The organism is Ponticoccus sp. (in: a-proteobacteria) (genome assembly GCF_048381735.1).
The window spans coordinates 45154-69700 of the sequence record NZ_JBLXGL010000001.1 but is presented as its reverse complement, the minus strand read 5'-3'; the positions used below and the strand labels follow the sequence as shown (position 1 = coordinate 69700).

Genomic DNA, 24547 nt, shown 5'->3' with positions numbered 1-24547 from the left:
GCTGCGCCCTCCCCCCGCGGTATTTGCGGGACCGAAGAAGACATGCGCGCGCCTTGATGGCGGCGTGGGTCAGCCCGGCGGCGGGCCGGCGCTGCCGCGGCGGATGAGTTCGACCGCGATGATCTCCGAAGGCGCGTCGCGGCTGTTGCTTTCGATCATGGTCAGAAGCAGTTCGGCGGCGCGCACGCCGATCTGCGTGCGCGGCTGGCGGATGGTGGTCAGGCCCGGTGCGAGGTGCTGGGCGATCTCGATATTGTCGAAGCCCACGACAGAGACGTCGCCCGGCACGTTCAGGCCCGCGCGCTGGACCTCTCCGATAAAGCCGGTGGCCATCTCGTCCGAGGACAGGAACAGCCCGGTCGGACGGTCCGTCAGCGCCAGCCAGGCCCGGGCGGCGGCGGCGCCGCTGTCCATGGTGAAATCGCCTTCGAGCACCCAGGCGGGGTTCTGCGGCAGGCCGAGCGCGCGGAGCGCGTCGGAAAAGCCCGCCAGCCGGGTCTGCGTCAGCACATTGTCCGGCGGGCCGGTCACATGGCCGATGCGGCGATGCCCCAGCTCTGCAAGGTGGCCCACCGCCAGCGCGCCGCCGCGGGCGTTCTCGACCCGGACCGAGGGCAGCGTGCTGCCCATCCATTCGCAGGCCATGACGATGGGCGGGCGCGCGGGGCTGGCCAGCACCTCCGCCGACAGCGTGCCGTCCAGCAGCACCAGCCCGTCCGCCTGCCCCGAAGCGAGGTAATGCGCCAGCCGCGCATCGGCGTCGGGCCCGGACTGCGTGTCGGCGATCAGCATGCCGTATTCGGCGGGCGTCAGGACCGAGGACAGCCCCGCGAGGATCTGCGCGAAGAAGGGATTGGCGATATTGGGCAGCAGCACGATCACCGAGCCGGTGCGCTGGCGCCGCAGGTTCGAGGCCGTGGTGTTCACGCGGTAGCCGGTCTCGGCCACGGCGCTCAGCACCGCGTCCCGTGTCGCCTTCGTCACCACCGCGGGCTTCGACAGGGTCCGGCTGACGGTGGCGGTCGACACCCCCGCCACGCGGGCAACATCCTGAATCGTGGCGGTTCTGCGGTCCATCGACATCCTTTCGCGGTGCTCCACAATGGCCCGTAAAATTTCTCTTGTAAACGATTGCAACCTTTGTCAGGCTCCTATGTAAACGATTTCATGACCACCGCGAGGGGAGACGCGGCGTCACGAAGAGCCGGGCAACCGGCCATGGGAGGACATCTTGAAGACCATCAAGGGCCCTGCGCTGTTTCTGGCGCAGTTCGCGGGCGATGACGCGCCCTTCGACAGCTGGGACGGCATCACCACATGGGCCGCCGGTTGCGGTTACGAGGGCGTGCAGGTGCCCAGCTGGGACGCCCGGCTGATCGACCTTGCACAGGCCGCCGAAAGCAAGACCTACTGCGAGGACTGGGCCGGCAAGGCGCGCGAGAACGGCGTCACCGTGACCGAGCTGTCGACGCATCTTCAGGGCCAGCTTGTCGCCGTGCACCCGGCCTATGACGAGGCTTTCGACGGCTTCGCGGCGCCCGAGGTGCGCGGCAACCCCGCCGCCCGGCAGGCCTGGGCCGTGGATCAGGTGGAAAAGGCCATCCGCGCCTCGGCCAACCTTGGCCTGGCCGCCCTGCCCACCTTCTCGGGCGCGCTGGCATGGCCCTACATCTACCCATGGCCGCAGCGGCCTGCGGGCCTTGTCGAGGCGGCCTTCGACGAGTTGGCCAAGCGCTGGCGCCCCCTGCTGGATCTGGCGGACGCGCATGGCGTGAACCTTTGTTACGAGATCCACCCGGGCGAGGACCTGCACGACGGCGTCAGCTACGAGATGTTCCTCGAGCGCGTGGACAACCATGCCCGCGCCATGATGCTGTATGATCCCAGCCACTACGTGCTGCAATGCCTTGATTACGTGGCGCATCTCGACAACTACGCCGAGCGCATCGGCGCCTTCCACGTCAAGGATGCCGAGTTCAACCCGACCGCCAAGCAGGGCGTCTACGGCGGTTTCCAGTCCTGGGTGAACCGCGCCGGGCGGTTCCGCTCGCTGGGCGACGGGCAGGTGGATTTCGGCGCGATCTTCTCGAAGCTCGCCGCGATGGATTTCGACGGCTGGGCGGTGGTCGAGTGGGAATGCGCCCTCAAGCACCCCGAGGACGGGGCCCGCGAGGGGGCGCAATTCGTGCGCGACCACATCATCCGCGTGACACCGCGCGCCTTCGACGACTTCGCGGACGGCGGCACCGACGACGCCGCCAACCGCCGCATGCTGGGGCTGGACAGATGAGCAAGTTCAGGGACCGCACCGGACCGATCCGCCTAGGCATGGTGGGCGGCGGACAGGGCGCGCTGATCGGCGCCGTGCACCGCCTCGCCGCGCGCATGGACGGGCATTACAGGCTGGTCGCGGGGGCGCTGTCCTCGACGCCCGAGAAGGCGCGGGCCTCTGCCGCCGAGCTGGGGCTGCCCGAGGACCGCAGCTACGACGACTTCACCCAGATGGCGCGGCGCGAGGCGCGGCTGAAGGACGGCATCGAGGCGGTGGCCATCGTCACGCCCAATCACATGCACCTGCCCGCCGCGCGCGAGTTCCTGCGGCGCGGCATCCATGTCATCTGCGACAAACCGCTGACCGGGACGCTCTCGGACGCCAAGCGGCTGAAGCGCGCGGCGGATGCGTCGCAGGCGCATTTCATCCTGACCCACAACTACACCGGCTACCCCATGGTGCGCGAGGCCCGCGCCCGCGTGGCAGCCGGCGCGTTGGGGGAAATCCGGCTGGTGCAGGTGGAATACGCGCAGGACTGGCTGGCCGAGGAACCGGACCCCGACAACAAGCAGGCCGACTGGCGCACCGATCCGGCCCGCTCCGGCGCGGGTGGGTCGACCGGCGACATCGGCACCCATGCCTGGAACCTTGCCCGCTTCGTGACGGGGTTGCAGCCCGAGGCGCTGGCTGCCGACCTGCAAAGCTTCGTCCCCGGGCGGCGCGTGGATGACAACGCGCAGGTGCTGCTGCGGTTCGCGGGCGGCGCGCGCGGGTCGCTCTGGTGCAGTCAGGTCGCGGCAGGGCAAGAGAACAACCTGCGCCTGCGCGTCTTCGGCACCAAGGGCGGCCTCGAATGGCGGCAGGAGCACCCCAACGCGCTGCACGTCACGCCGCTGGGCGGCACGACGCAGGTGGTAACCCGCGCCTCCGCCGCGACCTGCGAGGCGTCCCGGCGCATGACACGCATCCCGCCGGGCCACCCCGAGGGCTTCCACGAGGCCTTCGCCAATATCTACGCAGAAGCCGCCGCCGCCATCCGCGCGGCGCGCACCGGCGATCCGGTCCCCGAGGGCGTGCTCTTCCCGACGATCGACGACGGGGTCGAGGGCGTGCGCTTCGTGGATGCCTGCGTGCGGTCCTCGAAACGCGACGCCGCCTGGGTGACGCTGTGACAGCCGTCCTCGCCGCAAAGGGGGTGACCCGCAGCTTCGGCCCGATCGAGGTGCTGCACGGCGTCGACTTCGACCTGCGGCCCGGCGAGATCCACGCCCTGATCGGCGAGAACGGCGCGGGCAAGTCGACGATGATGAAGATCCTCGGCGGCTACCTCTCCCCCACCACCGGCGGGCTGGAACTGGACGGCACCCCCGTCACCTTCGCCGACCAGCGCGCGGCCGAGGCGGCGGGCATCCTGATGATCCATCAGGAGTTCAACCTCGCCCTGCAACTGACGGTCGAGGAGAACCTCTTTCTGGGCCGCGAGATACGCCGCGGCCCCTTCCTCGACAGCCGCGCCATGATGGCCCAGGCGCGCGAATGGCTGGCCCGGCTCGAATGCCCCGTCGATCCGCGCGCCCGCGTCGCCGACCTGTCGGTGCCGAACCGCCAGATGGTCGAGATCGCCCGCGCGCTGGGGCGCAATGCCCGCGTGCTGATCATGGACGAACCCACCGCCGTGCTGACGGGCCGCGAAACGGATGTGCTGCTGAAGCAGATCGAGCGGCTGAAGGCGCAGGGGACGGCGATACTTTATACCAGCCACAAGCTGGACGAGATCGCCCGCATCGCCGACCGCGTCACCGTGCTGCGCGACGGCACCCATATCACCACGCGCCCCGCCCGGGGCTTCACCGAACACGCCATGGCAGAGGCCATGGTGGGCCGCGACCTGACCGACCTCTACCCGGCGAAACCCGTGCCCTCGGAAGACATCGTGCTAACCGTCGAGGGCCTCACCGTCCCCGGCCATGTCCGCAACGCCTCCTTCACGTTGCGGCGCGGCGAGGTGCTGGGCTTTGCCGGTCTCGTCGGCGCGGGCCGCACGGAACTGATGGAGGGCATCGCGGGCCTGCGCCCGGTCACCGGCCAGGTCGCGATCAACGGCAATCCGCTGAAACCCGGCTCGGTGCTGGCGGCGCGCGAGGCGGGGCTGGTCTACCTGACCGAGGACCGCAAGGAAAAGGGCCTGCTTCTGGGCAAGGACCTGACCGAGAACCTGACCCTTCTGGCGCTCGACCGCTTCGGGCGCCTGTTCATCGACAAACCCGCCGAGGACCGCGCCCTGACGCAGGCCACCAGGGAATTCGACATCCGCGCCAAGGACCGCACGATGCTGGCGGGCAGCCTCTCGGGCGGCAACCAGCAGAAGCTGCTCTTGGCCAAGACAATGCTGGCCGAGCCGCAGATCGTCATCATCGACGAGCCCACCCGCGGCATCGACATCGGCACCAAGCAACAGATCTACGACTTCATCGCCGCGCTGGCCACGCAGGGAAAAAGCGTCATCGTCGTCTCCTCGGAACTGCCCGAAATCATCGGTCTGGCGAACCGCGTCATGGTCATGGCCCGCGGCCATATCGCCGGGGAACTGACAGGCGACCAGATCACCGAAGACGCCATCCTGCGCCGCGCCATGGGCGTGGGGGAGCTTTCGGGGGATGCCGCATGATCCGTCACACGGGCCCGCAGATGCATCGCCATGGGGGCTCCGCCCCGCTGCTGCGCAGCTCCCCGGGATATTTCAAGACAGAAGAAACCCGCCACCGCAAACCACGCCGGGTGATCGTGAAGAGCGCCCCTGTGCTTCTTCTTGGTAAAAATACCTCTCTCCCCGGCCAGCCACAGGCGCAGAGCCAACCGACGCCCCGCACCGGAGCCATTTCATGACCGACATGACCGCCACAACCGAGGCCGCGCCGCGCCGCCGCCTTTCGCTGCACACGCTGGGCCCGGTGCTGGCGCTGATTGCGCTGGTGATCCTTGGCGCCTCGCTGAACTCGAATTTCCTCGGCGCGGCGAATGTGACCAATGTGCTGGCGCGCTCTGCCTTCATCGGGATCATCGCCGTGGGCATGACCTTCGTCATCACCGGCGGCGGCATCGACCTGTCGGTCGGCTCCATGGCGGCCTTCGTCGCGGGGGTCATGATCCTTGCCATGAACGCGCTGATACCCAGCCTTGGCATTGGCGTGCCGCTGATCGCCGCCGGCATGGCCGTGGCATTGCTGGCGGGCCTTGCGGCGGGGCTCTTGAACGGGGTGCTGATCGCCAAGGTCGGGATCGAGCCCTTCATCGTCACGCTGGGCGCCATGGGCATTTACCGCTCGCTGACCACCTGGCTGGCGGACGGCGGCACGCTGTCCCTCGATTTCGCGGCGCGCAGCTTCTACCGGCCGGTCTATTACGACGGCATCCTCGGCGTGGCCTGGCCGATCATCGTCTTCGCCCTCGTCGCGATCCTGGGCGAGATCGCCATGCGCAAGACCCCCTTCGGGCGCCACTGCGCGGCGCTTGGCGCCAACGAGCAGGTGGCGAAGTATTCCGCCGTCAAGGTCGACCGGGTGCGCATGGCAACCTACGTGCTGCTGGGCGGGCTCGTGGGGCTGGCCACCATCATGTACGTGCCGCGCCTGGGCTCTGCCTCGGGCTCGACCGGCGTGCTCTGGGAGCTTGAGGCCATCGCCGCGGTGATCATCGGCGGCACCGTGCTCAAGGGTGGCTTCGGTCGGGTCTGGGGCACCGTGGTCGGCGTGCTGATCCTCAGCCTGATCGACAATATCCTGAACCTCGCCTCGATCGTTTCGCCCTACCTGAACGGCACGATCCAGGGCGTCATCGTCATCCTTGCCGTCGTCTTGCAGCGGCAGGGCAAGAGCGCCGAGTGACCGGCGTCTGAACGGCCCGCCGGGCAACCGGCGCAACACAAGACCCGCCGACCCCATCGGCAAACGATACGACCCGCCGGGGCAACCGGCAGAACATCAGGGAGGACTACCATGAACCGCAGAACGCTTTTCAAGGGCGCGGCCCTCGGGCTGGCGCTGACCGCCACCCCGGCGCTGGCGCAGGAGACCATGACCGTCGGCGTCGCCATCCCCTCGGCCACGCATGGCTTCATGGGGGGCCTGAACTACCACGCGCAGGCCGCCATCGAGCGTCTCGAAGAGACCTATCCGCAGCTCGACTTCGTGCTCGCCACGGCGGGGGACGCCGGAAAAATGGTCAACGACATCGAGGACATGGTCGCCACGCGCAATATCTCGGCGCTGGTGGTGCTGCCCTTCGAATCCGAGCCGCTGACCGCGCCGGTGCAATTCGTCAAGGAACAGGGCATCTGGGTGACGGTCGTCGACCGCGGCCTCTCGGTCGAAGGGATCGAAGACCTTTACGTCGCGGGCGACAACCCGGGCTTCGGGCGCACCGCGGGCGAGTACTTTGCCGAGACCCTCGGCGAGGGCGACAATATCGTCGTGCTGCGCGGCATTCCCACGACGCTGGACAACGAGCGCGTGGATGCCTTCACCGCCGCCATCGAGGGCTCTGGCATCAACGTGCTGGACATGCAGCACGGCAATTGGAACCGCGACGACGCCTTCAACGTGATGCAGGACTTCCTGTCCAAGTACGACGACATCGACGCGGTCTGGGCGGCGGACGACGACATGGCCATCGGCGTGCTGGAAGCCATCTCGCAGGCCGGTCGCAACGAGGAGATGTGGGTCGTCGGCGGCGCCGGCATGAAGGAGATCATCGCCCGCATCATGGACAAGGACCCGATGCTGCCGGTCAATGTGACCTACCCGCCCGCGCAGATCGCCACCGCGATCGAGCTGACGGCGCTGGGTCTGGTGTCCGACACCCCGGTCTCGGGCCGCTTCATCATCGGCAGCCAGATCATCACGCCGGAAAACGCCGAGAACTTCTACTTCCCGGACAGCCCGTTCTGATCGGGTCCGAGGGGTGACAGGCGAAGGGCGGGCCCGGGCTCGCCCTTTTGCCGTTCCGGGGGTGCGGCACGTCGCAGGGTGGGCCTCAGCGCCCTGCCCTCTGGCAGGACGAGGCCCCGCCCGGTGAGGCCACGTGCCCTGCCCTGCGACTGGACGGCGTCCCCACGGCGCAACGACGAAACCCGGCCCGAGGCGGGGCGGCATCCACCCCGGCCCGGGGCGGGACCGCAAAAAACCCGCGCGCTGCCCCGCTCCGATTGCGCCACCCGCCACCGGGCGCCAGCCCGCGCGTGCCGCAATCCGGCGCCACCGCCATCATGCGGGGCCGACCCGTCCGGCACCGCCCATGCCCCGCCCTAGCGGGCCACCACCACGGGCCGCCCGGCGTGTTGCAGGATCTCGAAAGGCGTGTCGAAGATCGCGCCCAGCCGGGGGCCGGTCAGCACCGCCTCTGTCGCCCCCTCGGCCATCACGCAGCCGTCCTTCATCGCCACCACCCGGTCGGCCCAGCCCGCCGCCGCGTTGATATCGTGCAGCACGATCACGATGCTGCGCCCGGTCCCGCGCGACAGTGCGTGCATCCGCGCCATCAGGTCGCGCGCGTGCCGGGGGTCGAGCGCGTTCAGCGGCTCGTCGAGGAACATCCACGGCGTCTCTTGCGCCCATGTCATCGCCACGAAGGCGCGCTGGCGCTGGCCGCCGGACAGCGTCTCGATCCGCCGGTCCGCCAGATCGCCAAGGGCGAAGGCCGCCAGCGCCTCGCGCGCCACGCGGCGGTCGTGGTCGCTGACGCGGCCCCGGTGATGCGGCCAGCGGCCAAAGCTCACCAGTTCCGCGACCGACAGGCGGCTGACCACCGTGGGCGATTGCTGCAACAGCGCCACGCGCCGCGCCCGGGCCTCGGGCTCTGCGGTGACCGGGTCCATGTCGCCCAGGGCCACCGACCCGCCAGAGGGCCGCAGCAGCCCCGAGAGGCAATGCAGCAGTGTCGACTTGCCCGCCCCGTTCGGGCCGATCAGGGCGGTGATCCCGCCCTCGGGGATGGTCAGGTCGAGGCCGCGCAGGATCTCTGCGCCGCCGACCCGGTAGGTCAGTCCCGATACCCGGATCATGTCCGCACCTTTCTCAAGACGAGGGCGAGGAAGACCAGCCCGCCGAAGAATTCCACCACCACCGCCAGCGCCGATTGCATGCCCAGAAGCCGCTCGAAGACCGCCTGCCCCGCCACGAGGATCACCGCGCCGATCAGTGCCGAGGCCGGGATCAGCACCGCGTGCCGGTGGGTGTCGCAGATCTGCCGCGCAAGGCTGGCCGCCAGAAGGCCAAGAAAGGTGATCGGCCCGACCAGCGCCGTCGAGACGGACACCATGGCCGCGATCAGCACCAACGCCCGCATCACCACCCGGTCGTGGTTCAGCCCCAGCCCGCGCGCCGTGGCCCGGCCCAGCCCGGCCACGTCCAGCGCCGGGGCCATCCGCAGCGCCAGCCCCATGGCCAGCGCCAGAAACGCGCCCGCCACGGCCATCTGCCCGCCGTCGACGCGGTTGAACGAGGCCACGACCGCCTGCTGCACCACCGAGAACTCCGCCGGGTCCAGCATGCGCTGCACCATCTCGGACAGCCCGCGCAGCAGCACCCCGAGGATCACGCCGGTCAGGATCATCCGCGTCACATCCGCCGCATCGCGCCGCAGCAGCACGCCAAACAGCGCCATGGCCGCCGCCATCAGCACCCCGGTCTCAAGCACAAGGCGCAGCGCCTCGGGCACCTGCGCCAGCCCGACGCCGCCCAGGGCCGCCACCAGCAAGGTCTGCATCAGCACGAAGAGCGCGTCGAAACCCACGATCCCCGGCGTCAGCAGCCGGTTCATCGCCACGGTCTGGAACAGCACCGTTGCCGCGCCGGTTGCCGCGCCGACGCAGATCAGCGCCGCCAGCTTGCCCCCGCGCAGCTCAAGGATGAACCCGTAGGGCGCGCGCAGACCCCAGAGCAGGAAGAGGGCCGACAGGACCGCCAGCACGCCCGCCATGACCCAAAGCCGGCCTGCTGACCCCGACGCCCCCGGCGCTTCGGCGGGCAGTGGCAGGTGCCCCTGCCCGGTGTCGATGCCCCGGTCAGCCATGCGCCCGCCCCGGCCTTGCATGCAGAAGCCAGAGGAAGACGCCCGCGCCGAAGACGGCAAAGACCGTCGCCGCAGGGATCTCGTAGGGGTAGCGGATCAGGCGGCCCAATACGTCGGCGGCCAGCACCAGCGCCGCTCCGAACAGCGCCGTGACGCCGAGGTTGGCGCGCAGGTTGTCGCCCCGCCAGCGCGAGATCAGGTTGGGCGCCACCAGCCCGACAAAGGGGAAGACCCCCACCGTCACCAGCACCAGCGCCGTCAGGGTCGAGACCACGACAAGCCCCAGCGCCCGCGTCCGCCCGTAGTTCAGCCCCAGCGACCGCGCCTGCGTCTCGCCCAGCCCGAGGATGGTGATGCGGTCCGCCACCACATACAGCAGCACCGCCAGCGCCGCCACGGCCCAGAGCCATTCGTAGCGGCCCTGCACCACGCCCGAGAACTCTCCCAGCCGCCAGGTGCCGAGGTACTGCATCAGGTCCGCGCTCCAGGCGAACCATGTCGCGGTGGCGCCGAGGATGCCGCCGTAGATCAGCCCGACGATGGGCAAGAGCATCGGGTCCTGACGCGGCACCCGGTCGGCCAGCGCCAGAAAGCCCAGCATCCCGGCCAGCGCCGCCGCCGCCGCGACCAGCATCTTGCCCGCCACCGCCATGCCGGGCGCGATCAGCGTCACCGCCAGCAGGCCCAGCATCGCCGCCTCGGGCGTGCCGGTCAGCGCGGGCTCCACCAGCCGGTTCTGCACCACCTGCTGCACCACCACCCCCGCCAGCGCCAGCCCGGCCCCCGCCAGAAGCGCGGCGGCGGTGCGCGGCAGGCGGCTGACCCAGATCAGCCAGCCGCCGTCCTGCGACAGCGACGCCGCCCCCAGCGCAAGGCTGAGGACGACCAGCGCCACAAGCGCGGCGATGCAGAGGAAAGGCCGCAAGCGATCAGCCTTCGGAGGCGCCGAAGGCCGCGATGATCTGATCCAGCGTGTGCATCATCGCCCCGGCGCCCCCCGCGGCGATGTAAAGCGGCGCGGCGTCGAGGTAGACGATCTGCCCTTCGCGGGCCGCCGTGGTCTTGGCCACCAGCGGGTTGTCCAGCGTCGCCGCCGCAGCCTCGCCCTCGGCGCCGATGGCGGCGCCCCGGTCGATCACCAGCAGCCACTCGGGATCGTGCTCGGCGAGGAACTCGAAGGACACCGGCTGGCCGTGGTTCTCGGCGTCCAGTCCGTCGACCGCCTCGGGCAGGCCGATCTCGCCGTGCAGCCAGCCAAAGCGGCTGCCCGCGCCGTAGACGGAAATCTTGCCGCCATTGGTCAGCAGGATCAGACCGCTGCCCTTGCCTGCAACCGCCTCTTTCGCCTCAGCAACCTTGGCGTCCAGATCGGCGGTCAGCGACTCGGCCTCGGCCTCCTTGCCGAACAGGGCGCCATAGGCGGCGATGCGCGCGCGCGCCTGCCCCGGCAGGTCGTCGCCCCCGAGGGTCATGTCGATGGCAGGCGCGATGTCCGACACCGGCCCCAGCTGCTCGGACGAGCGCCCGCCGACCACGATCAGGTCGGGCTGCAGCACCGCCAGCGCCTCGAAATCCGGCTCGAAAAGCGTGCCCACGGCCTGCGCCTGTGCCGCCACCTCCGACAGGCTGGACAGGTAGACCGGGTTCGGCACTCCCGCGACCGGCACGCCAAGCGCGGTCAGCGTGTCGAGCGCGGCAATGTCGAAGACCGCGAGTGTTTCGGGATTGGCGCCGACCTGAACCGGCCCGGTGGCGGTTTCGACGGTCAGGTCCTGCGCCAGAACCGGCGCGGCAAGGGTCAGCGCGGCGAGGCCGGCAAGAAGGCGGGTGCGCATGGGTGCTCCTTTCAGGGCATATGTCTGCGCGTGGCTGGCCCGCTCGGGTTGGCTTCGCATGTCGCGCCGGTGGTAGACGATTGCAATCCGCCGCCGCAATCCCCATTCTGACAAAAACACTCGGGAAGGGAAGCCATGGCACATCACGAAATCGGGCGCTTCGAGACGCCGAACGGATCGAAATACCTGCAACAGCTCTGCAAGCACTTCGCCCACAAGATCGCCGTCACCTATGACGCCGAACAGGGAACCGCCGCCCTGCCCATGGGTCCGGCGCAGCTGCGGGCCGATCCCGAGGGGCTGACCATCGAGATCGAGGCGGACAGCGCCGAGGGCCTGCCGCGCGCCCGGGCGATCATCGACGACCACCTCGCCCGCTTCGCCTTCCGCGAGGACTTCACGACAATGAACTGGCAACCCGCCGCCTGAGGGGTTTGCCCCGGCCCCGGCCCGGCTCTCCGCCGGGGCCTTGCCGCCGGAGACCGGGACGCCTGTGTCCTGGCACGTCCTGCGCTGCCGAGAGGGGCCGGGGGGTGTTCCTAAAGACGCGGAGGGCTGCGAGGCAGAGGAAGCGAAGTTTGCAAAGACAACCGGGAGCTCCCTTGCCCATGTGTGTGATGTGTTAGCTCTTTAAATTGACTGACAGTGGATCATATTTATATCCGGTGACTTCAGACGCTATGAGAAATAAAGCACAAACCCCTTGGTATAAATTGTTGATAGTTCTTAGAAGATCGGGCGTGAATTCCCCTTCACCTTTATCAAGGAAGGTTTTGGCGAGAAACATTGCCCTGTCACCGTCGGGTTGGAGAATTTCCGTCATATCCTCGCCCTCCATTGTTCCATATGGAGATCCGTGGGTGAAGCGGTTTCGTAAGTCGTTCGAATATTTCAACCATGTATCTGACTTATAAACCAGTCGACTTCTCCCTGTGTGCCTACGTTTCCCCTTTCCAACCTCAAGAAGGTTCTTCTGCTCGAGGAGTTTGATTATTTTTAGTTGCCTTAGCTGAGAAGGTTCAGACGCATTTAGGAGGTTAAACATGCTGTCAATCTTTTCCCCTTCGACCTTCTTCTGGCCAATTTGTATGGCGAGAAACTGGGCATAGTGATCTCTTGCCGCACTAAAAACTTGGAAGAAACCATGCACATAGGCTGATAGGTCGAGGCTACGGATGTGCGAATAGCGACGGCTTCGTGGTCCTTGACTGACAAGTTCAATGTGAAGGTATTCCGCCATCATGGCGATTGCATGGTTCAGATGATGCAGGTCAATTGCAATGTGCCTTGCTAAGTCCGAAAGTTTTTTTGCATCAACTTCAGAAATGGTCTCATTTGACTTCGCACCGATGACGCTGAGGGTCTCACCTGAATTTACAGACCTACATATTCCGCTAGATAAAAACCTCCATCGATAGCTGGGGTTGTTATGAGGAGGGTTATGGCAAGCTTTAGCTGGAGCCCAACGCCAATGATTGCCATCACCGGCTCTGGTATCCTGCTTTATTCCTATAATATCGACCGATCTCTCCTTAAGGAACTTTAGGAAATTATCGCATGGGATATGCTCACCCCAGATAGGCTCTCCATCTCTCCAAAATGGGTAAATCTGAACACACTCATCATCACAAGACCTTGCCTTAAGGCCGCCAGTAAGAATGATGGTTTCAGTAACATCGATACTATGGATTGAAATCAGTTCAGCATCAATTTCTTTACCTCTGCCAGATTTCTCCATCCCACTGCCTTTCAGGTTTAGAATTTTATGCTTGAGACAAGGGTCCATTGTCTCATTAAAATTACAAATTATCGGATCAAATGTACCCTCCGACTATAAAGCATGCTTTCGCCGACTTTACTATGTTTCGCGAAGCGAGTTTGTTCAATCAGGACGGAGAGAACGAACGCCTCACGCACGAGACACTGGACTGCAATCTCAGCTTTGGGCTAGCTGCGGCCATTGGCGCCTCCCAGTGAAACGGGCGCCCCGTCCTCGCCCCCTGAAAGACCCTCTGCGCCCTAACGGTGCCTCGGCCCCCTTCCCAACCTGCCGCCCCGCCTCAACGGCGAGCCGTCACATCTCCGCCCCTCCCCCAGCAATCCGCGCGAAGGCCACCGCGAAGGGCGGCAGCGTCACGTCCCGCAGCCTCTCGCGCGGCGCCCCGGCCAGCCAGTCGGCGTCCTCCGTGGCGGCCTCGAAGGCGCCCGCGTCCATCAGCGCCACCTCTGCCTCGGCGGGCAGGGTCACGCAGGCCGCATCAGCACCGAGATTGGCCAGCATCATCCGCTGCCCGTCCCGGTCCGCGGCATAGCCCACGACGCCCTCCGGCAGGCCGCTCACACCCAGGCGGGGCGCCCCGGCCAGCGAGGCGGCCTCTGCCACCACGTGGAACAGCGGATAGACCTGCGCCGCGCGCCCATCGTAGCCCGCCTGCGGATACTCCTGTTCCGCGACGGCCACGCCAAAGGGACCGGCGGGCGCGGCAAGGCAGAGCGAGGCCACCCTGCTGCCCGCGCTCGCCGCCAGCACCCCCACCGCCCAGGCGGCGCCGAAGAGGCCACGGTGGCGCGGGTCCGCGCGGCCCATGGTGCGGCGCAGCTGCGCCGGGTTGGCGGCCACATCGGCGCCATAGGGGTTGGACCGCATCCCGATAGACACGAGGCCCAGCCGATAGGGCTTGCCCGCCGCCAGCGCCCCGGCGCTTTCGAAGATCTGCGGCAGGCACTCCAGCGTTTCGAGAACCGAGAGGTCGTCCCCGGCATGCACGATCGCGGTATTGCCATGGGTCAGGTAGTCGGCCTGCGCCATGTCGGGACGGCAGCGGTTCAGCTCGGTGAAATTGGTCATCACGCCGCCGCCGATCTCTGCCATGGGGAAGGCCCGGCGCAGCATCGGCAACAGCTCCGCAGGGGTCGCGCCCCCGGGCCAGGGCCCGCTGGGCTGGTGGCTGCCAAGGTAGCCTTCGGGCAGCGCCAGCACCCGTCGCGGGGCCAGCCCGGCATCGGCCAGCGCGTCGACGGCCCCTGCGATACCGGCCTCGGGCCTCGGCCCGGTCACGATCTCCACATCGACCTCGGCGCGCAGCCGCGCGGCCATGCTGGCGGCGTTCGCCAGAAAGGCCGGGTCCGGCACGCTCGCCAGACGCACCAGCAGGCACCCGACGCCGGTCTTCATGGCGATGTCCCGGGCGCTTTCCGGCGCCTCCCAGCCCGGCTCCAGCGCCAGCCCGATCTGCGGCGCCCACGCGCCTGTGCGGGCCAGCGCGACGCGCCCGCCCCCTGCCGCAGCGCCGCCCGCGCCCGCACCGGACAGCGTCACCGTCACGCTCTGCGTCACCGGCGCCTCCAGCGTGTAGACGAAGGGATGGACCAGCGGCACGCAATAGGTCTTGAAAGAGGCATCGGACCAGTTGCGCTGGTCCTCCATCTCGAAGACCTCGCCGCCAAAGGCGATGTCGACCGCCACACCCGCCAGGCTGTGCCGCAGCCCGGCAATATCCATAACCGGCTGATCCGGCGAGATCAGCGCCGGAAAACCGGTCTGCTCCTGCGTGCCGTCGGAATGGGTGACCGTCAGATCCGCGCCCGCGACGCCCCGGATCGGATGCAGCACGGTAAAGCCCGCGCGGTTGGTGCGGAAGGGCGTGGCGCCCGGATCCATGGTCAGCCGCGCGGTCAGCCTCCCGCCCGCCTCGGCGCGCACCTCCAGAAGGCAGCGCAGCGCGCCCTCCGCGACGGTAAAACGCAGCCGCCCGGCAAAGCCCGCGCCCTCTTCCAGCTGCTCTTCTTCGACAGTGACGGGCCAGGTGCCCCAGCTTTCGTCGCGGATCGGCCAGGCCAGGGCCCGCACCACCTCGACCCCGTGCCAGCGGATCTGCCGCAGCGCCTCCTGCCCCCACAGGAAGGACAGCGGCCCGACCGCCACCCGCCGCAGCGCCGCCATCGGCTCTTCGGTCCCGTAAATCGCCGGATCGCTCATACCGCCCCCTCTGCCCGCCGGTCACCAAGCCGCCCACAAGCGGCCCGCCGATCATAGGCCGCGCGCCCTGCCGGTCAATTCGCCGCACCGCAGACCCGGCAAGCGCCGGGCAACACGGGCATAAAGCCCGCCCCCGCGCGGCTCCCGGTGCAACGCCGACGCCCCCGGCGCGACCCTCTCGACACCGTCACCGCCGCCAATGGACGCCGCCCCCGACCGGGACCGCCTCCCGCTCTTCTCTGGTCTTCCAAATACCCTCGGGGGAGGCCGCAGGCCGGGGGCAGAGCCCCCTCCGACGCCGCCACCGGCGACACCGCCCGGCGCAGCCCCGCCAGCCCGCGGACCGGCCCGACAGGCCCCGCCGCCGCTCAGGGCTTGCGGAACAGCCGCGTCTGTTCGAACAGCGCGTCCAGCGCCTCGAAGCGGTCCCGGGCCTCGGGCCAGACGGTTTCCTGCGCGGCGGCGATCAGCGCCTCCAGCACCATCATGGTCGAGACATTGGAATCCCAGGCCGAGGGGATCTCGACCCAGCAATTGAAGCTTTGCGTCGCGATCTCGGCCACCGGGCTGGACCACTGGTCGGTGATCAGCACCACCCGCACGCCGCGCTGCGTCGCCAGTTCCGCCAGCCGCAGCAGGTTCGCCTCGTAGCGGCGGATGTCGAAGACCAGCAGCACATCGCCCGCCTTCATGTCCACCAGGTAATGCGGCCATGTGGCCGAGGACGAGGTCAGATGTGTGACCCCGGGCCGCACCGCCTGAAGATGGGTGAAGGCGTAATCCGCCAGCGCATGGGTGATCCGCCCGCCGACAATGTACAACCCGTGCGAGGGGTCCGACAGCAGCGCCGCGGCGGCGTCGAAGCCACCAGAGCCGATATTGGCAAAGGTCGTCTGGATGTTCTGCGTCACCGCCTTGGCGAAGGTGTTCAGCGGGTGGCCGTCCGGCGCTTCTGTCGCCCAGACGGCGCGGCGCTCGGTCGGGCCCGAGGCCCGGGCCTGCAACTCTTCCCGCAGGGCCTGGTGGAACTGCGGAAAACCCTTGAAGCCCAGCTTCTGCACCATGCGCGCGATGGTGGGAGTCGACACCCCGGCCCCGGCAGCGACCACGGTGATGCTGGCCAGACCGGCGGCAGGATAATCCTCCAGCAGGGCATTGGCGACCTTGCGCTCTGACTGGGTCAGCGCGGTGTACTGCGCGCGGATGCGTTCGCGGACGGTCGCGGCCTGCTGGCTCAAGTGGGCTCCCCCGTGGCTGGTTCCTGGGCGGTTGACGGCCTCTGCCCGGGAATCCCCGACCGACCGATGAAGAGATATTGACACAACCGTGACAGTTGTGGAGACTTTTTTTCAGAAACGGGGGAATGACGATGTTCGAAGGCGATGACGACGACCGCACAGGGCCGGTCCGCGTGATCAACGGCTGCGGCAGGGGCGGCGTGCTTTTGCTGTGCGAACATGCCTCGGCGCATATCCCGGCGCGCTACGGCGGCCTTGGCCTGCGCGCCGAGTGGCGCGACAGCCATGCGGCATGGGACCCGGGCGCGCTGGCGCTGGCGCAGGTGCTGTCCTCTGCCCTGAACGCGCCGCTGGTGGCGGGGGCCGTGTCGCGGCTGGTCTACGACTGCAACCGGCCGCCCTCTTCGCCCTCTGCCATGCCCGAACGCTCCGAGGTGGTCGAGGTGCCGGGCAATGTCGGGCTGACGCCCGAAGCCCGGGCAGAACGGGTCGAATCGGTCTATGCCCCCTTCCTGGCCGCCGTAGAGGCGCAGCTTGGCCGCGCGCCCAGGGCGCTGGTGACGGTGCACAGCTTCACCCCGCTTTGGCACGGCACCCCGCGCGAGACAGAGATCGGCCTCTTGCACGACAGCGACGCGCGGCTGGCCGAGGCCATGCTGGCACGGGCGCCGCAGGGCCGCGTGGTGCACCTCAACCGCCCCTATGGCCCCGAGGATGGCGTGACCCATTCCCTGCAACTTCACGGCAAGGGGCTGCCCAACGTGATGATCGAGGCCCGCAACGACCTGCTGACCACCTCGAAGGATGTGCAGACCATGGCCATGGACCTGCTGGCCATGCTGACGCCCGCGCTTGCGGAGGTGGCCGATGCCTAGGCTTGCGACCGGCTTTGTCCACGGCGTCGACGCCATGAACCGCTTTATCGGGCGCATCGCCATGTACGGCATCTTCGTGCTGATCGGCGTGCTGCTCTGGTCGAGCGTGTCCAAGGCCGCCTTCCTGCCCTCGCTCTGGACGCTGGAGACGGCGCAATTCGTCATGGTCGCCTATTACGTCCTTGGCGGGCCCTACTCGATCCAGCTGGGGTCGAACGTGCGGATGGACCTGTTCTACGGCAACTGGACGATCCGCCAGAAGGCCTGGATGGATGCCTTCACCGTCTTCTTCCTGATGTTCTACCTCGGTGTGCTTCTTTACGGCGCGCTGGGATCGCTGGCCTATTCCATGGGCTACTTCGGGATGCAGCCGCTGGAGTATTTCATCGAGTTCTTCGGCGCGCTCTTCACCGGCGGCTTTGACGCGGCGGGCGAGAAACTGGGCTTTCTCGAACGCTCCTCGACCGCCTGGCGCCCGGTGATGTGGCCGGTCAAGCTGATCCTCGCATTCGGGGTTTTCCTGATGCTTTTACAATGCCTTGCGGAGCTGATCCGTGACATCGGCCGCATCCGCGGGGAAGAGATCTGATGAGTCAGGAACTGATCGCAATCGTCATGTTCTCGGGCATGATGCTGATGCTGATGACCGGGCAGCGGGTCTTCGGCGCCATCGGCTTTGTCGGCGCGCTGGCGGGGCTTCTGCTCTGGGGCACCGGGGGCGTCGACGTGCCCTTCGCCGCCGCCATGAAGCTGATGAAGTGGTATCCGCTTCTGACGCTGCCGATGTTCATTTTCATGGGCTACGTGCTGTCGGAATCGAAGATCGCCGACGATCTGTACAAGATGTTCCACGTCTGGATGGGGCCGGTGCGCGGCGGCCTTGCCATCGGCACCATCGGCTTGATGGTGCTGATCTCGGCCATGAACGGGCTTTCCGTGGCGGGCATGGCCATCGGCGCCACCATCGCCCTGCCGGAACTGCTGCGGCGGGGCTACGACAAGATCATGGTGACGGGGGTGATCCAGGCCGGGTCCAGTCTTGGCATCCTCGTGCCGCCCTCCGTCGTGCTGGTGCTTTATGCGATGATCGCGCGGCAGCCGGTGGGGCAGCTGTGGCTGGCGGGCGTGGTGCCCGGGCTGATGATGGCCACGATGTTCGTGATCTACATCTATGTGCGCTGCCGCCTGCAGCCCGAGCTGGGCCCGCCCCTGCCCGAGGAAGAGCGCAACGTCAGCCGCGCCGAAAAGCTGCGTCTTCTGCGGGCGGGCATCCTGCCGCTGGCGATCTTCGCGGTCATGATGGTGCCCTTCGTCAAGGGCTGGACCAGCCTCGTCGAAAGCTCGGCCATCGGCGCCATGGCGGCCTTCCTCGCCGCCGTGCTGAAGGGTCGCATGACCCGCGCCGTCTTCGAGACCTCGGTGCGCCAGACCCTCGCCATCTCCTGCATGTTCATGTGGATCATCCTCGCCGCGCTCGGGTTCGGCGCGATCTTCGACGGGCTGGGCGCGGTCGGCGCCATCGAGTCGCTGTTCACCGAGAAGCTGGGCCTGTCCCCCTGGATGATCCTGATCCTGATGCAGCTGTCGTTCATCGTCATGGGCACCTTCCTCGACGACACCGCGATGCTGGTGATCGTGGCGCCGCTCTATGTGCCGCTGGTGGGGGCGCTTGGCTTCGACCTGATCTGGTACGGGGTGCTCTACACGATCACGACGCAGATCGCCTACATGACGCCGCCTTTCGGCTACAACCTCTTCCTAATGCGCGCCATGGCGCCGCCGGAAATCGGCCTTATGGACATCTACCGCTCGATCATCCCCTTCGCGCTGGTCATGGTGCTGGCACTGGCCCTGATCATGGTGTTCCCGCAGATCGCCCTGTGGCTGCCGGGGCTGGTATACGGAAACTGAACCATAATGAGCCCCGACAACGGGGCCGCAAACCCTAGCAACCTGGAGACGTTGAAGATGACCACATCCCGCAGAAAGTTCCTGACCACCGCCGCCGTCGGCGCGGCGGCTGCCCCCCTCGCCGCGCCCGCGCTGGCGCAATCCACCATCACCTGGCGGATGCAGACCTATGCCGGTGCCGCACTGGCCGAACATGTGGTGAAGCCCGCCATCGACACTTTCAACAAGATCGCCGGCGACCGGATGCAGATCGAGCTGTTCTACGCCGACCAGCTTGTTCCCACGGGCGAGCTGTTCCGCGCCATGCAGCGCGGCACCATCGACGCGGTGCAGTCGGACGACGACTCGATGGCCTCGCCGACCGAGGTGACGGTCTTCGGCGGCTACTTCCCCTTCGCCTCGCGCTACTCGCTGGACGTGCCGGTGCTGTTCAACCAGTACGGCCTGAACGAGATCTGGGGCGAGGAATACGCCAAGGTCGGCGTCAAGCACATCAGCGCGGGCAGCTGGGATCCCTGCCATTTCGCCACCAAGGACCCGATCAACAGCCTTGCCGACCTTCAGGGCAAGCGCATCTTCACCTTCCCGACCGCGGGCCGCTTCCTGAGCCAGTTCGGGGTCGTGCCCGTCACCCTGCCGTGGGAAGACATCGAGGTCGCGGTGCAGACCGGCGAGCTTGACGGCATTGCCTGGTCGGGCATCACCGAGGACTACACCGTGGGTTGGGCGGACGTGACCAACTACTTCCTGACCAACAATATTTCGGGCGCGTGGATCGGGCATTTCTTCGCCAACCAGGGCCGTTGGGACGAACTGCCCGAGGACCTGCAACTGCTGCTGACCACCTGCATGGAGCAGTCGCATTACTACCGCCAGTGGTGGTACTGGGGCGGCGAAGCCTCGCTTCGCGTGAACGGCGACAAGCTGAAGCTGACCTCGATCCCCGATGCCGAATGGGATCAGGTCGAGAAAGCGGCCCAGACCTTCTGGGACGAGATCGCCGCCGAGTCCGAGACCAAGGCAAAGGTCGTCCAGATCTTCAAGCAGTACAACGCCGACATGGCCAAGGCCGGTCGTCCCTACCGCTACACCTGACGCATCCAAGCCCCGGCCCCGGCGCATGGGTGCCGGGGCCACTCTATTGAAAGGACTGCCAGACATGCCCGGCCCCCTGACCTTCGACGACCTGAAACAACAGGTTTCAACCGGCGCCATCGACACGGTGCTGGTCTGCATGGTGGACATGCAGGGCCGCCTGATGGGCAAGCGCTTTCACGCGGCGCATTTCGTCAACAGCGCGTGGGAGGAAACCCACTGCTGCAACTACCTGATGGCCACCGACCTCGTGATGTCGACGCCCGAGGGCTATGCCTCGACCTCGTGGGAGCAGGGCTACGGCGATTACGTGATGAAGCCGGACCTGTCGACGATCCGCCCGATGCCCTGGCTGCCCGCGACGGTCATGGTGCTTTGCGACCTTCTGGACCACCATACCCACGAAGAGGTGCCGCACAGCCCCCGCGCCATGCTGAAGAAGCAGGTGAAACGGGCCGAGGCCATGGGCCTGACCCCGCTGATGGCGACCGAGCTGGAATTCTTCCTCTTCGAGCGCAGCTTCGACGAGATCCGCAAGGGCGGCTTCCGCGATCTCGACACGCTGATCGGCTACAATCAGGACTACAACATCATGATGACCAGCCGGGAAGAGCATGTGATGCGCCCGGTCCGCAATCACCTCTATGCCGCCGGGCTGCCGATCGAGAACTCGAAGGGCGAGGCCGAGACCGGGCAGGAAGAGCTGAACATCAAGTATGCCCCGGCGCTGGACACCGCCGAGTACCACACCATCGCCAAGCACGCGGTGAAAGAGATCGCCCAGCAGCAGGGCCATGCCGCCAGCTTCCTGGCGAAATGGCACCACGACAAGGTGGGCTCCTCCAGCCACGTGCACATGTCTTTGTGGAAAGGGTCCGACCCGGCCTTCTACGACAAGGACGACGCGCTTGGCATGTCGGACCTGATGAAGAGCTACACCGCGGGCCTGCTGAAATACGCCCCCGACATCATGATTTTCCTCGCCCCCTACATCAACAGCTACAAGCGCTTCGTGGCGGGCACCTTCGCGCCGACGCGGATCATCTGGTCGGTCGACAACCGCACCGCGGGCTTCCGGCTGTGCGGCGACGGCACCAAGGCTGTGCGCATCGAATGCCGCGTCGGCGGGTCGGACCTGAACCCCTATACCGCCATGGCCGCCCTGCTGGCGGCGGGGCTGAAGGGCATCGAGGACGGGCTGGACCTGCAACCGGCCTTCACCGGCGACGCCTATGCGGGCGAGGCGCCAGAATTGCCGACCACCCTGCCCGCCGCACGGGCCGCGCTGCTGGCCTCGGACCTGCTGCGCGAGGCCTTCGGCGAGGACGTGGTGATCCACTACGCCCGCGCGGCAGAGGTGGAAATCGAGGACTTCAACCGCGTCGTGACCGACTACGAGATCGCGCGCGGCTTCGAGATGGCCTGACCAAAGGCCCAGTGAGGAACACATGAGCAAGACCCTGAAGAACATCTCTCCCATCGACGGCAGCACCTATGCCGAGCGCCCGGTCCTGACGCTGGACGCGGCGCAGGCCGCCGCCGCGCGCGGCAAGGCGGCGCAGGCGGCATGGGCCGCGCGTCCGTTGCAGGAACGTATCGACCTCGTGATGGCCGGTGTCGCCGCCGTCGGCGCGATGAACGACGAGATCGTGCCGGAACTGGCGCATATGATGGGCCGCCCGGTCCGCTTCGGCGGCGAATTCGGCGGTTTCAACGAGCGGGCCTCTTACATGGCGGGGATCGCCGCCGAAGCGCTCGCCCCCATCGAGGTCGGCGAGGATCAGACCTTTACCCGCTACATCAAGCGCGTGCCGCTGGGTCTGGTCTTTGTCGTGGCGCCCTGGAACTACCCCTACATGACGGCGATCAACACGGTCGCCCCCGCCCTGATCGCGGGCAATACCGTCATGCTGAAGCACGCCACGCAGACGCTGCTGGTGGGCGAGCGCATGGCGCGGGCCTTCCATCAGGCGGGCGTGCCCGAGGATGTCTTCCAGAACGTCTTCCTCGACCATGACACCACCTCGGCGCTGATCGCGGGCAATGCCTTCGACTTCGTGAACTTCACCGGCTCGGTCGGCGGTGGCCGCGCCATCGAGCGCGCAGCGGCGGGCACCTTCACCGGCACCGGGCTGGAGCTTGGCGGCAAGGACCCGGGCTACGTCATGGAGGACGCCGATCTGGATGCCGCCGTCGACACGCTGATCGACGGGGCGATGTTCAACTCGGGCCAGTGCTGCTGCGGGATCGAACGGATCTACGTGCACGAGTCGCTCTACGACGCCTTCCTCGAAAAGGCGCTGGCGGTGGTGCGCGGCTACAGGCTGGGCAACCCGCTGGACCCCGAGACCACCATCGGCCCCATGGCGCATGTACGCTTCGCGCAGGAGGTCCGCGCCCAGATCGCCGAGGCCGTCGAGATGGGCGCCACCGCCCATATCGAGACCATGCCCGGGGACGACGGCGGCGCCTATCTGACGCCGCAGATCCTGACCGGCGTGACCCACGACATGCGCGTCATGCGCGACGAAAGCTTCGGCCCGGTCGTGGGCATCATGAAGGTCCGCGACGACGAAGAGGCCATCGCGCTGATGAACGACAGCGCCTTCGGCCTGACCGCCTCGCTCTGGACGGCGGATGTGGAACGCGCGCAGGCGGTGGGTGACCGGATCGAGACCGGCACCGTCTTCCTGAACCGCGCCGACTACCTCGACCCGGGCCTGTGCTGGACCGGCTGCAAGCAGACCGGGCGCGGCGGCGGCCTGTCGGTGATCGGCTTCCACAACCTGACCCGGCCCAAGTCCTACCACCTGAAGCGCGTGACCCGCGCCTGACGGACCGGCCCGGCCCGCACGGGGCCGGGTGCGAACACGCGGGCCGCGCCGCACAACCGGCGCGGCCCACCAGCGCCAAGGGCCTGTTCCCCGACCGGGGGCCCGCCACGCGCGCAAGACGGCACCCGGCCCCTCCCCTTCAGGGCCGGGCAGCCAGACCGACAAGCCCCCGCCCCTTCGCCGGGCGGGTCACACCCTCCACCAGACAGGCCGCCCCCGCGACGGGTCCGGCGCCCAACACAGACAAAGAGCCCCGACATGAGCCTCACCGGAAACTGGTCCTACCCCACCGCCATCAAGTTCGGCGCAGGCCGCATCGCGGAACTGCCCGCCGCCTGCGCGCAGGCTGGCATGACGCGCCCCCTGCTGGTCACCGACAAGGGGCTGGCCGATCTGCCGATCACCGATGCGACGCTGGACATCCTCGAAGCCGCCGGGCTGGGCCGCGCGCTTTTCGCCGACGTCGATCCGAACCCGAACGAGATCAACCTTGCCGCCGGTGTCGCCGCCTATCGGGACGGCGGCCACGACGGGGTGATCGCCTTCGGCGGCGGCTCGGGGCTGGATCTGGGCAAGATGGTCGCCTTCATGGCGGGCCAGACGCGCCCGGTCTGGGACTTCGAGGATATCGGCGACTGGTGGACCCGCGCCGATGCCTCTGTCATCGCGCCCATCGTGGCGGTGCCGACCACCGCCGGGACCGGCTCCGAGGTGGGGCGCGCCAGCGTCATCACCAATTCCGAGACGCATGAGAAGAAGATCATCTTCCACCCCAAGGTGCTGCCCGCCGTGGTGATCTGCGACCCCGAGCTGACCGTGGGCATGCCGAAGCCGATCACCGCGGGCACCGGGCTCGACGCCTTCGCGCATTGCGTCGAGGCGTTCAGCAGCCCGCATTACCACCCCATGAGCCAGGGCATCGCGCTGGAGGGGATGCGGCTGGTCAAAGACTACCTGCCCCGCGCCTACGCCGACGGCACCGATATCGAGGCGCGCGCGCAGATGATGTCGGCGGCGATGATGGGTGCCACCGCCTTCCAGAAGGGCCTGGGCGCGATCCACGCCATGAGCCACCCCATCGGCGCGCATTTCAACACCCACCACGGCACCACCAACGCGGTCTGCATGCCCGCCGTGCTGGCCATGAACGCCGAGGCCATCAAGGACCGCTTCGACATGGCGGCGGGCTATCTTGGCATCTCGGGCGGCTTCGCGGGCTTCCAGACCTTCGTGCAGGGGCTGAACGACACGCTGGGCATCCCGCGCCGCCTGTCGGACATGGGCGTGACCGAGGACGCCATCCCGGCGCTGGTGGCGGGCGCGCTGAAGGATCCGTCCTGCGGCGGCAACCCGGTGGCGCTGACGGCGGAGAACCTCGAGGGCCTGTTCCGCGCCGCGCTCTGACGGAGGGGGCTCTGCCCCCGCTCGCTGCGCTCGCCC

General features: G+C 67.6%; 21 protein-coding genes. 13 read left to right on the top strand and 8 right to left on the bottom strand.

Going from position 1 to position 24547, the window contains the following annotated elements:
• Window positions 1–69: 69 nt before the first annotated feature.
• The gene (locus tag ACN5KJ_RS00305; RefSeq protein WP_418591466.1) at window positions 70–1077 is read right to left on the bottom strand and encodes a LacI family DNA-binding transcriptional regulator; all 1008 of its coding nucleotides are present in this window, start codon (window positions 1075–1077) and stop codon (window positions 70–72) included.
• A gap of 154 nt (window positions 1078–1231) precedes the next feature.
• On the opposite strand from ACN5KJ_RS00305, the gene ACN5KJ_RS00300 reads away from it, so the two are divergent.
• From ACN5KJ_RS00300 to ACN5KJ_RS00280, 5 genes are all read left to right on the top strand, one after another.
• Window positions 1232–2290, top strand: coding sequence for a sugar phosphate isomerase/epimerase family protein (locus ACN5KJ_RS00300; protein WP_418591464.1), 1059 nt, complete (start codon window positions 1232–1234; stop codon window positions 2288–2290).
• On the top strand, window positions 2287–3444 hold the full coding sequence (locus ACN5KJ_RS00295) for a Gfo/Idh/MocA family protein (RefSeq protein WP_418591462.1): 1158 nt from the start codon (window positions 2287–2289) through the stop codon (window positions 3442–3444). Before ACN5KJ_RS00300 ends, ACN5KJ_RS00295 begins: the two co-directional genes overlap by 4 nt.
• Window positions 3441–4940, top strand: coding sequence for a sugar ABC transporter ATP-binding protein (locus tag ACN5KJ_RS00290; RefSeq protein ID WP_418591460.1), 1500 nt, complete (start codon window positions 3441–3443; stop codon window positions 4938–4940). The genes ACN5KJ_RS00295 and ACN5KJ_RS00290 overlap by 4 nt, the downstream gene beginning before the upstream one ends.
• 223 nt (window positions 4941–5163) lie before the next feature.
• The gene (locus tag ACN5KJ_RS00285; RefSeq protein ID WP_418592214.1) at window positions 5164–6156 is read left to right on the top strand and encodes an ABC transporter permease; all 993 of its coding nucleotides are present in this window, start codon (window positions 5164–5166) and stop codon (window positions 6154–6156) included.
• Window positions 6157–6267: 111 nt separating this feature from the next.
• Window positions 6268–7218 carry an ABC transporter substrate-binding protein gene (locus ACN5KJ_RS00280; protein WP_347167071.1) on the top strand — a complete coding sequence of 317 codons (951 nt, stop codon included), beginning with the start codon at window positions 6268–6270 and terminating at the stop codon, window positions 7216–7218.
• A 356-nt stretch (window positions 7219–7574) separates the two neighbouring features.
• Here the strand turns inward: ACN5KJ_RS00280 and ACN5KJ_RS00275 are convergent, their stop codons facing one another.
• From ACN5KJ_RS00275 to ACN5KJ_RS00260, 4 genes are all read right to left on the bottom strand, one after another.
• Entirely contained in the window at window positions 7575–8330 is a 756-nt protein-coding gene (locus tag ACN5KJ_RS00275; RefSeq protein WP_418591458.1) for an ABC transporter ATP-binding protein, read from the bottom strand.
• Window positions 8327–9247: an iron chelate uptake ABC transporter family permease subunit gene (locus ACN5KJ_RS00270; protein ID WP_418592213.1), complete on the bottom strand. Its 921-nt coding sequence runs from the start codon at window positions 9245–9247 to the stop codon at window positions 8327–8329. Before ACN5KJ_RS00270 ends, ACN5KJ_RS00275 begins: the two co-directional genes overlap by 4 nt.
• A gap of 85 nt (window positions 9248–9332) precedes the next feature.
• Window positions 9333–10265: an iron chelate uptake ABC transporter family permease subunit gene (locus ACN5KJ_RS00265; protein WP_418591456.1), complete on the bottom strand. Its 933-nt coding sequence runs from the start codon at window positions 10263–10265 to the stop codon at window positions 9333–9335.
• Between the two features lie 4 nt (window positions 10266–10269).
• The gene (locus ACN5KJ_RS00260) at window positions 10270–11175 is read right to left on the bottom strand and encodes a siderophore ABC transporter substrate-binding protein (protein ID WP_418591454.1); all 906 of its coding nucleotides are present in this window, start codon (window positions 11173–11175) and stop codon (window positions 10270–10272) included.
• Window positions 11176–11310: 135 nt separating this feature from the next.
• Between ACN5KJ_RS00260 and ACN5KJ_RS00255 the strand changes: the two genes are divergently transcribed.
• Window positions 11311–11604, top strand: coding sequence for a DUF2218 domain-containing protein (locus tag ACN5KJ_RS00255; protein WP_347167068.1), 294 nt, complete (start codon window positions 11311–11313; stop codon window positions 11602–11604).
• A 193-nt stretch (window positions 11605–11797) separates the two neighbouring features.
• On the opposite strand, the gene ACN5KJ_RS00250 is transcribed toward ACN5KJ_RS00255, so the two are convergent.
• The 3 genes from ACN5KJ_RS00250 to ACN5KJ_RS00240 form a co-directional block, all read right to left on the bottom strand.
• Window positions 11798–12913 carry a hypothetical protein gene (locus ACN5KJ_RS00250; RefSeq protein WP_418591452.1) on the bottom strand — a complete coding sequence of 372 codons (1116 nt, stop codon included), beginning with the start codon at window positions 12911–12913 and terminating at the stop codon, window positions 11798–11800.
• 336 nt (window positions 12914–13249) lie between these two features.
• The gene (locus ACN5KJ_RS00245; protein WP_418591450.1) at window positions 13250–15154 is read right to left on the bottom strand and encodes a hypothetical protein; all 1905 of its coding nucleotides are present in this window, start codon (window positions 15152–15154) and stop codon (window positions 13250–13252) included.
• 368 nt (window positions 15155–15522) lie between these two features.
• Entirely contained in the window at window positions 15523–16392 is an 870-nt protein-coding gene (locus tag ACN5KJ_RS00240; protein ID WP_347167065.1) for a MurR/RpiR family transcriptional regulator, read from the bottom strand.
• A gap of 131 nt (window positions 16393–16523) precedes the next feature.
• On the opposite strand from ACN5KJ_RS00240, the gene ACN5KJ_RS00235 reads away from it, so the two are divergent.
• From ACN5KJ_RS00235 to ACN5KJ_RS00205, 7 genes are all read left to right on the top strand, one after another.
• Window positions 16524–17267, top strand: a complete 744-nt coding sequence (locus ACN5KJ_RS00235; protein ID WP_418592212.1) for an N-formylglutamate amidohydrolase — start codon at window positions 16524–16526, stop codon at window positions 17265–17267.
• Window positions 17260–17856, top strand: coding sequence for a TRAP transporter small permease subunit (locus tag ACN5KJ_RS00230; RefSeq protein ID WP_418591448.1), 597 nt, complete (start codon window positions 17260–17262; stop codon window positions 17854–17856). The genes ACN5KJ_RS00235 and ACN5KJ_RS00230 overlap by 8 nt, the downstream gene beginning before the upstream one ends.
• Window positions 17856–19178, top strand: coding sequence for a TRAP transporter large permease (locus ACN5KJ_RS00225; protein WP_347168025.1), 1323 nt, complete (start codon window positions 17856–17858; stop codon window positions 19176–19178). The genes ACN5KJ_RS00230 and ACN5KJ_RS00225 overlap by 1 nt, the downstream gene beginning before the upstream one ends.
• A gap of 57 nt (window positions 19179–19235) precedes the next feature.
• A complete protein-coding gene (locus ACN5KJ_RS00220) occupies window positions 19236–20273 on the top strand; it encodes a TRAP transporter substrate-binding protein (protein WP_418591446.1) in 1038 nt (345 codons plus the stop codon).
• A gap of 64 nt (window positions 20274–20337) precedes the next feature.
• A complete protein-coding gene (locus ACN5KJ_RS00215) occupies window positions 20338–21699 on the top strand; it encodes a glutamine synthetase family protein (RefSeq protein ID WP_418591444.1) in 1362 nt (453 codons plus the stop codon).
• Window positions 21700–21721: 22 nt separating this feature from the next.
• A complete protein-coding gene (locus ACN5KJ_RS00210) occupies window positions 21722–23107 on the top strand; it encodes an aldehyde dehydrogenase family protein (RefSeq protein ID WP_418591442.1) in 1386 nt (461 codons plus the stop codon).
• A 258-nt stretch (window positions 23108–23365) separates the two neighbouring features.
• Entirely contained in the window at window positions 23366–24511 is a 1146-nt protein-coding gene (locus ACN5KJ_RS00205; RefSeq protein ID WP_347167062.1) for an iron-containing alcohol dehydrogenase, read from the top strand.
• The last annotated feature ends 36 nt before the right edge of the window (window positions 24512–24547 follow it).